Source organism: Pseudomonas taiwanensis, assembly GCF_013393345.1.
Taxonomy (GTDB): Bacteria; Pseudomonadota; Gammaproteobacteria; order Pseudomonadales; family Pseudomonadaceae; genus Metapseudomonas; species Metapseudomonas resinovorans_C.
Genome location: NZ_QJRF01000063.1, coordinates 2,501 through 9,530, shown reverse-complemented (window position 1 = coordinate 9,530; position 7,030 = coordinate 2,501). Strand labels below are relative to the sequence as shown.

Below are 7,030 nucleotides of genomic sequence, written 5' to 3'. Positions count from 1 at the left end.
TCGATGATCTTGGCTACAACGCCGGCACCAACGGTACGGCCGCCTTCGCGGATCGCGAAGCGCAGGCCATCTTCCATGGCGATCGGAGCGATCAGGGTGACAACCATCTTGATGTTGTCGCCCGGCATTACCATCTCAACGCCTTCCGGCAGTTCGCAGTTACCGGTCACGTCAGTGGTACGGAAGTAGAACTGCGGACGGTAGCCTTTGAAGAACGGGGTGTGACGACCACCTTCTTCTTTGGACAGCACGTACACTTCGCACTCGAACTTGGTGTGCGGCTTGATGGTGCCCGGCTTGGCCAGAACCTGACCACGCTCTACGTCGTCACGCTTGGTGCCGCGCAGCAGGACGCCAACGTTCTCACCGGCACGACCTTCGTCGAGCAGCTTGCGGAACATTTCAACGCCGGTGCAGGTGGTCTTGGTGGTCGGACGAATGCCGACGATCTCGACTTCTTCCTGAACCTTGACGATGCCACGCTCAACACGGCCGGTTACCACGGTGCCACGACCGGAAATGGAGAACACGTCTTCGATCGGCAGCAGGAACGGCTGATCGATGGCGCGCACCGGCTCCGGAATGTAGGAGTCCAGGGTCTCAACCAGCTTACGAACGGCGGAAACGCCGATTTCGTTGTCGTCCTTGCCTTCCAGGGCCATCAGAGCGGAACCGATGATGATCGGAGTGTCGTCGCCCGGGAAGTCGTAGGTGTTCAGCAGGTCGCGAACTTCCATTTCGACCAGTTCCAGCAGCTCGGCGTCGTCAACCATGTCGGCCTTGTTCAGGAACACGACGATGTAAGGAACACCTACCTGACGGGACAGCAGGATGTGCTCGCGGGTCTGCGGCATGGGGCCGTCAGCAGCCGAGCAAACCAGGATCGCGCCGTCCATCTGCGCAGCACCGGTGATCATGTTCTTCACGTAGTCAGCGTGACCGGGGCAGTCAACGTGAGCGTAGTGACGAACAGCGGAATCGTACTCAACGTGGGAGGTGTTGATGGTGATACCGCGGGCTTTCTCTTCCGGCGCGTTGTCGATCTGGTCGAACGCACGAGCGGAGCCACCCCAAGTCTCGGAGCAGACCTTGGTCAGAGCAGCAGTCAGAGTGGTCTTGCCATGGTCAACGTGACCGATGGTGCCAACGTTGACGTGCGGTTTGTTACGTTCGAACTTTTCTTTAGCCATCGAGAACGTCTCCCATCAAGAATTGAGCGAGTCACGCCACCATTAAAACAAAGGCAGATATTTTCATATCTGCCTTTGTTAAGATGGAGCTCATGAGCGGATTTGAACCGCTGACCTCACCCTTACCAAGGGTGTGCTCTACCAACTGAGCTACATGAGCCAAACACATTGCGAAAGCAGTAAACCTGGAGCGGGTAGCGGGAATCGAACCCGCATCATCAGCTTGGAAGGCTGAGGTTCTACCACTGAACTATACCCGCGGAGCCTGCAGCTCTCGCTTTGAATCTGGTGGAGGGAGAAGGATTCGAACCTTCGAAGTCTATGACGTCAGATTTACAGTCTGATCCCTTTGGCCGCTCGGGAATCCCTCCAAAGTGAGGCGGCATTTTCAACATCTGCCACCCTGCTGTCAAGCTTTTTCTCATTAAAATCTTGAGGTTAGCTTCATTTGACAGCTGCTTCGCAATTCAGCTTTTTGAGCCTTGCTGCGAAGCGGGCGCCATTCTATTCAAGCTAACGAGGAGATGCAACACCTTCGCACGGCATAAGTTGATGTTTTAACCCAAAAAAATCTCGAGACAGCTGCTCGAGCAATGGATCGTCAACCAATCTGCGGCTTTCCGGGGCAATACGCACCCAGTAATCACGGTGTGCTCGGGCCAGTTCGCGCATGAAGGGCTCATAGCCGGCGTCGCGCAATCGCTGCATGACACTCTCTGCAGAATCCATTCGAGGGAAGATTCCGAGGGAGATTCCGTTTACCAGATCTCCCTGCGTCACGATGTAGCTATCGATCTTCCGCGCCTGGAGCTCTTTGAGTTGACGCAAGGAAGCCTCTCGCGATGCGAGGGGCGCCAGGTAAACCCAATAGTCAGTACCGGCAGCGGCATCGACAGGCTGCACGGTCGAGCGCACATCCAGACTAGTGAGGCGCTGCTCCACTTCACGCGCCTGTTCTTCTCGCTCGAATCCTCCCAGGAAGAGGCAGACAGCCTCCTCTGTCGGCACCTGAGGCACTGCAGCGCGCCTCGGCTGGACATTGCCGGACTCGCTGAGAAGCCGGATATCCTGCTGCCCCCCCTTATAGAGAGAAAGGCTCTCTACCTCTTTCGGACGCAGGGGCGCCTGCTGCTGATGCCAAACGTAGTAGAAGAGATTGAGGACCAGGAGAAACAGGAACAACCAGCGCATGGATCAACCTCAATGCAATGGGCAGGCAATCGCCAAACCGGCGAATACCAGGTCAGGCAATACCCTTGCGCGCGGCAATACGCTCTTTACCAGCAGCGCATCGCCACCAGTAAGGAAGACCTCGAAATCATTTCCGAGATGCTCAGCCGCCAGTTCGATCTGCGCCTGAACGAAGCCGCGCAGCATTAGAAGGCACCCTCTCTCCACGGCTTCCACCGTCGAGCGGCCGGGAGCCATGTCGAGCAGCGCCCTTTCCGCAGCCTCATCGTCATAGCGAATTCGACGAGTGTGGGTCCTTAATTGGTTGCGCATCAGCGGCATACCGGGGCAGATGAATCCGCCGAGATGCTCGCCATTTTCAGCAACCAAGTCAGATGTCACCGCAGTCCCCAGATCAAGGACCAGGCAAGGCTTGCGGGCAATGTGATAGGCACCCAACACCGCTAGCCAGCGGTCGAGCCCAAGACGCTGGAACTCTGAATAGCCGTTGCGTACTCCGGACATTTCAGCAGCCGGTAAGGCACATACGCAGACCACGCCGAAGACATCCTGAAGCCGCCCAGTCAGTGCACGCGTTTCCTCATCAGAACGCACGCTGACCAGCCTGCAGTTGCGAAGCGCCAATCCAGGCACCGCTCGCAATGCAGAAATCAATTCCTCGTCGGAGCCGACCACGCCGCCCGCAATTGTCGCGACCTGTGCGCTGTCAATGACACGCCACTTTATAAAGCTGTTGCCACAGTCAAGCTCAAGAATCATCACTCAACCTCAAACTGAGCTCTCCACCACTGTAAGCTCGCTCTTCACCATCGACGTTCAAGCGCAGGGCGCCCGTCGCGTCTATCCCCAGGACCACTCCCTGGATGCCCTGCACACCGGCGATCAAATTGACTTGTCGCCCCTGCCAGAGATGTCCGGCTTCCCACTCTTCTCGAAGAGCAGAAAAGCCATCCCTCTTGTGACGCTTCAGATAGTCGTCAAGATAATCACTCAAGCGAAGCACCAAAGCATTCCTGTCCACTAATGCAGTGCTTTCCATCTGCATCGAGGTCCAGGGCTGATCTATCTCCTCGGCCGACAGCTGCATGTTCACATTGATTCCGATCCCAATGACGACATGACAGATGTCAGCCGGGTCACCTAACAGCTCGAGAAGGATTCCAGCGATCTTGCGATTGTTGATCAGCAGGTCGTTTGGCCATTTGAGACCAGCAGATGTCAGCCCGAATGACTGCAGGGTCTTTAGCACCGCCAACCCAACCACAAGACTCAAGCCTTCTAGCTGACGAGCACCACCATCGACGCGCAAAGCAAGACTGTAGTAGAGGTTCTGCGCATGAGGACTCACCCACCGACGCCCCCTTCGCCCTCGCCCTTCCGTCTGCCGTTCCGCAACGACTGCAAAAGGTGGCAGCCCACCCACAGCAAGCGCTCGGGAGACCTCCGCGTTCGTCGAATCCAAAGACTCAAACACTCGGTGAGGCCAGGGAGACCCCTTCCGATTCAGCACATCTTGATCGAGGAGGCTCAGGGGAAACTGCAGCCGGTAGCCCCGACCCCGCACCCTATAGATAGCGAGGCCGAGCTCCGCTTCCAGTTGCTGCAACTGCTTCCAGACGGCACTTCTGCTTACGCCGAGCGCCTCACCCAAGGCTTGGCCTGAGTGGAAACGTCCATCCTGCAGAAGTTTCAATAGGGTCAGCATGTTGCCGGATCCAGCTTTTAATGAGGCAGGCATCATATCCATGCACACTCGGGTTGCATAGAAATCGCGCAGAGCAATCAGCATCAAACCGGGCCTTGCGCAAATCGCGTCGCGGAAGGCACTTTTCTCGCGCCCAAAGACAAACCCCCGACCTGCTTTCGCGGGTCGGGGGTTTGGGATAGAAGCTTGACGATGACCTACTCTCACATGGAGAAGCTCCACACTACCATCGGCGATGCGTCGTTTCACTGCTGAGTTCGGGATGGGATCAGGTGGTTCCAACGCTCTATGGTCGTCAAGCAATTCGGCTGGGATCTCGTCGATGACGCGATCCCGAATCAGGTATGTGACAGTCTGTCTTTGCGGTTCAGGCCAATTTTCGGTCTGTCGACTTCAACCAGTCGCACCCACAATCACCAGATTGTTTGGGTGTTATATGGTCAAGCCTCACGGGCAATTAGTATTGGTTAGCTCAACGCCTCACAGCGCTTACACACCCAACCTATCAACGTCGTAGTCTTCGACGGCCCTTTAGGGGATTCAAGATCCCAGTGAGATCTCATCTTGAGGCGAGTTTCCCGCTTAGATGCTTTCAGCGGTTATCTCTTCCGAACATAGCTACCCGGCGATGCCACTGGCGTGACAACCGGAACACCAGAGGTTCGTCCACTCCGGTCCTCTCGTACTAGGAGCAGCCCCTCTCAAATCTCAAACGTCCACGGCAGATAGGGACCGAACTGTCTCACGACGTTCTAAACCCAGCTCGCGTACCACTTTAAATGGCGAACAGCCATACCCTTGGGACCGGCTTCAGCCCCAGGATGTGATGAGCCGACATCGAGGTGCCAAACACCGCCGTCGATATGAACTCTTGGGCGGTATCAGCCTGTTATCCCCGGAGTACCTTTTATCCGTTGAGCGATGGCCCTTCCATACAGAACCACCGGATCACTAAGACCTACTTTCGTACCTGCTCGACGTGTCTGTCTCGCAGTCAAGCGCGCTTTTGCCTTTATACTCTGCGACCGATTTCCGACCGGTCTGAGCGCACCTTCGTACTCCTCCGTTACTCTTTAGGAGGAGACCGCCCCAGTCAAACTGCCCACCATACACTGTCCTCGATCCGGATGACGGACCAGAGTTAGAACCTCAAGCATGCCAGGGTGGTATTTCAAGGATGGCTCCACGAGAACTGGCGTCCTCGCTTCAAAGCCTCCCACCTATCCTACACAAGCAGGCTCAAAGTCCAGTGCAAAGCTACAGTAAAGGTTCACGGGGTCTTTCCGTCTAGCCGCGGATACACTGCATCTTCACAGCGATTTCAATTTCACTGAGTCTCGGGTGGAGACAGCGCCGCCATCGTTACGCCATTCGTGCAGGTCGGAACTTACCCGACAAGGAATTTCGCTACCTTAGGACCGTTATAGTTACGGCCGCCGTTTACCGGGGCTTCGATCAAGAGCTTCGCTTGCGCTAACCCCATCAATTAACCTTCCGGCACCGGGCAGGCGTCACACCCTATACGTCCACTTTCGTGTTTGCAGAGTGCTGTGTTTTTAATAAACAGTCGCAGCGGCCTGGTATCTTCGACCGGCATGGGCTTACCGAGTAAATCGTTCACCCTCACCGGCGCACCTTCTCCCGAAGTTACGGTGCCATTTTGCCTAGTTCCTTCACCCGAGTTCTCTCAAGCGCCTTGGTATTCTCTACCCAACCACCTGTGTCGGTTTGGGGTACGGTTCCTAGTTATCTGAAGCTTAGAGGCTTTTCCTGGAAGCATGGCATCAACCACTTCGCGTTCTAAAAGAACGCTCGTCATCAGCTCTCGGCCTTGAACACCCGGATTTGCCTAAGTGTTCGGCCTACCACCTTAAACTTGGACAACCAACGCCAAGCTGGCCTAGCCTTCTCCGTCCCCCCATCGCAATAACTAGAAGTACGGGAATATTAACCCGTTTCCCATCGACTACGCATTTCTGCCTCGCCTTAGGGGCCGACTCACCCTGCGTCGATTAACGTTGCGCAGGAACCCTTGGTCTTTCGGCGTGCGAGTTTTTCACTCGCATTGTCGTTACTCATGTCAGCATTCGCACTTCTGATACCTCCAGCAAGCTTCTCAACTCACCTTCACAGGCTTACAGAACGCTCCTCTACCGCTCGTCTTACGACGAACCCGTAGCTTCGGTGTCTAGTTTGAGCCCCGTTACATCTTCCGCGCAGGCCGACTCGACTAGTGAGCTATTACGCTTTCTTTAAAGGATGGCTGCTTCTAAGCCAACCTCCTAGCTGTCTAAGCCTTCCCACATCGTTTCCCACTTAACTAGAACTTTGGGACCTTAGCTGACGGTCTGGGTTGTTTCCCTTTTCACGACGGACGTTAGCACCCGCCGTGTGTCTCCCACGCTGACACTTCCAGGTATTCGGAGTTTGCATCGGTTTGGTAAGTCGGGATGACCCCCTAGCCGAAACAGTGCTCTACCCCCTGGAGTGATACGTGAGGCGCTACCTAAATAGCTTTCGAGGAGAACCAGCTATCTCCGAGCTTGATTAGCCTTTCACTCCGATCCACAGGTCATCCGCTAACTTTTCAACGGTAGTCGGTTCGGTCCTCCAGTCAGTGTTACCTAACCTTCAACCTGCCCATGGATAGATCGCCCGGTTTCGGGTCTATACCCAGCGACTAAACGCCCTATTAAGACTCGCTTTCGCTACGCCTCCCCTATTCGGTTAAGCTCGCCACTGAATATAAGTCGCTGACCCATTATACAAAAGGTACGCAGTCACCTAACAAAGTAGGCTCCCACTGCTTGTACGCATACGGTTTCAGGTTCTATTTCACTCCCCTCTCCGGGGTTCTTTTCGCCTTTCCCTCACGGTACTGGTTCACTATCGGTCAGTCAGTAGTATTTAGCCTTGGAGGATGGTCCCCCCATATTCAGACAAA

Annotated in this window: 4 protein-coding genes, 3 tRNA genes and 2 rRNA genes (1 of these 9 only partly in view); all 9 read right to left on the bottom strand. The window is 55.4% G+C overall.

The window, feature by feature from the left end; translation table 11 throughout:
• A partial coding sequence (tuf, locus tag DM872_RS16965; RefSeq protein ID WP_179059910.1) for an elongation factor Tu occupies positions 1 to 1,190 on the bottom strand: 1,190 nt, incomplete at its 3' end.
• Positions 1,191 to 1,274: 84 nt separating this feature from the next.
• Positions 1,275 to 1,350 (bottom strand) — tRNA-Thr (locus DM872_RS16960).
• 26 nt (positions 1,351 to 1,376) lie between these two features.
• Positions 1,377 to 1,450 (bottom strand) — tRNA-Gly (locus tag DM872_RS16955).
• A 26-nt stretch (positions 1,451 to 1,476) separates the two neighbouring features.
• Positions 1,477 to 1,561: transfer RNA gene (locus DM872_RS16950), tRNA-Tyr, on the bottom strand.
• A 142-nt stretch (positions 1,562 to 1,703) separates the two neighbouring features.
• Entirely contained in the window at positions 1,704 to 2,381 is a 678-nt protein-coding gene (locus tag DM872_RS16945) for an SPOR domain-containing protein (RefSeq protein WP_179060567.1), read from the bottom strand.
• A 9-nt stretch (positions 2,382 to 2,390) separates the two neighbouring features.
• Positions 2,391 to 3,140: a pantothenate kinase gene (locus tag DM872_RS16940; protein ID WP_179060566.1), complete on the bottom strand. Its 750-nt coding sequence runs from the start codon at positions 3,138 to 3,140 to the stop codon at positions 2,391 to 2,393.
• The gene (gene birA / locus DM872_RS16935; protein ID WP_179060568.1) at positions 3,130 to 4,086 is read right to left on the bottom strand and encodes a bifunctional biotin--[acetyl-CoA-carboxylase] ligase/biotin operon repressor BirA; all 957 of its coding nucleotides are present in this window, start codon (positions 4,084 to 4,086) and stop codon (positions 3,130 to 3,132) included. The genes DM872_RS16940 and birA overlap by 11 nt, the downstream gene beginning before the upstream one ends.
• A 184-nt stretch (positions 4,087 to 4,270) precedes the next feature.
• A 5S ribosomal RNA gene (rrf, locus tag DM872_RS16930) occupies positions 4,271 to 4,386 on the bottom strand.
• Positions 4,387 to 4,522: 136 nt separating this feature from the next.
• Positions 4,523 to 7,030: ribosomal RNA gene (locus DM872_RS16925) — 23S ribosomal RNA — on the bottom strand (it continues 383 nt past the right edge of the window).

Coding starts and splice junctions, on each gene's coding strand:
- DM872_RS16945 (WP_179060567.1), bottom strand. CDS start 2,381: ATGCGCTGGTTGTTCCTGTTTCTCCTGGTCCTCAATCTCTTCTACTAC.
- birA (WP_179060568.1), bottom strand. CDS start 4,086: ATGCTGACCCTATTGAAACTTCTGCAGGATGGACGTTTCCACTCAGGC.
- DM872_RS16940 (WP_179060566.1), bottom strand. CDS start 3,140: ATGATTCTTGAGCTTGACTGTGGCAACAGCTTTATAAAGTGGCGTGTC.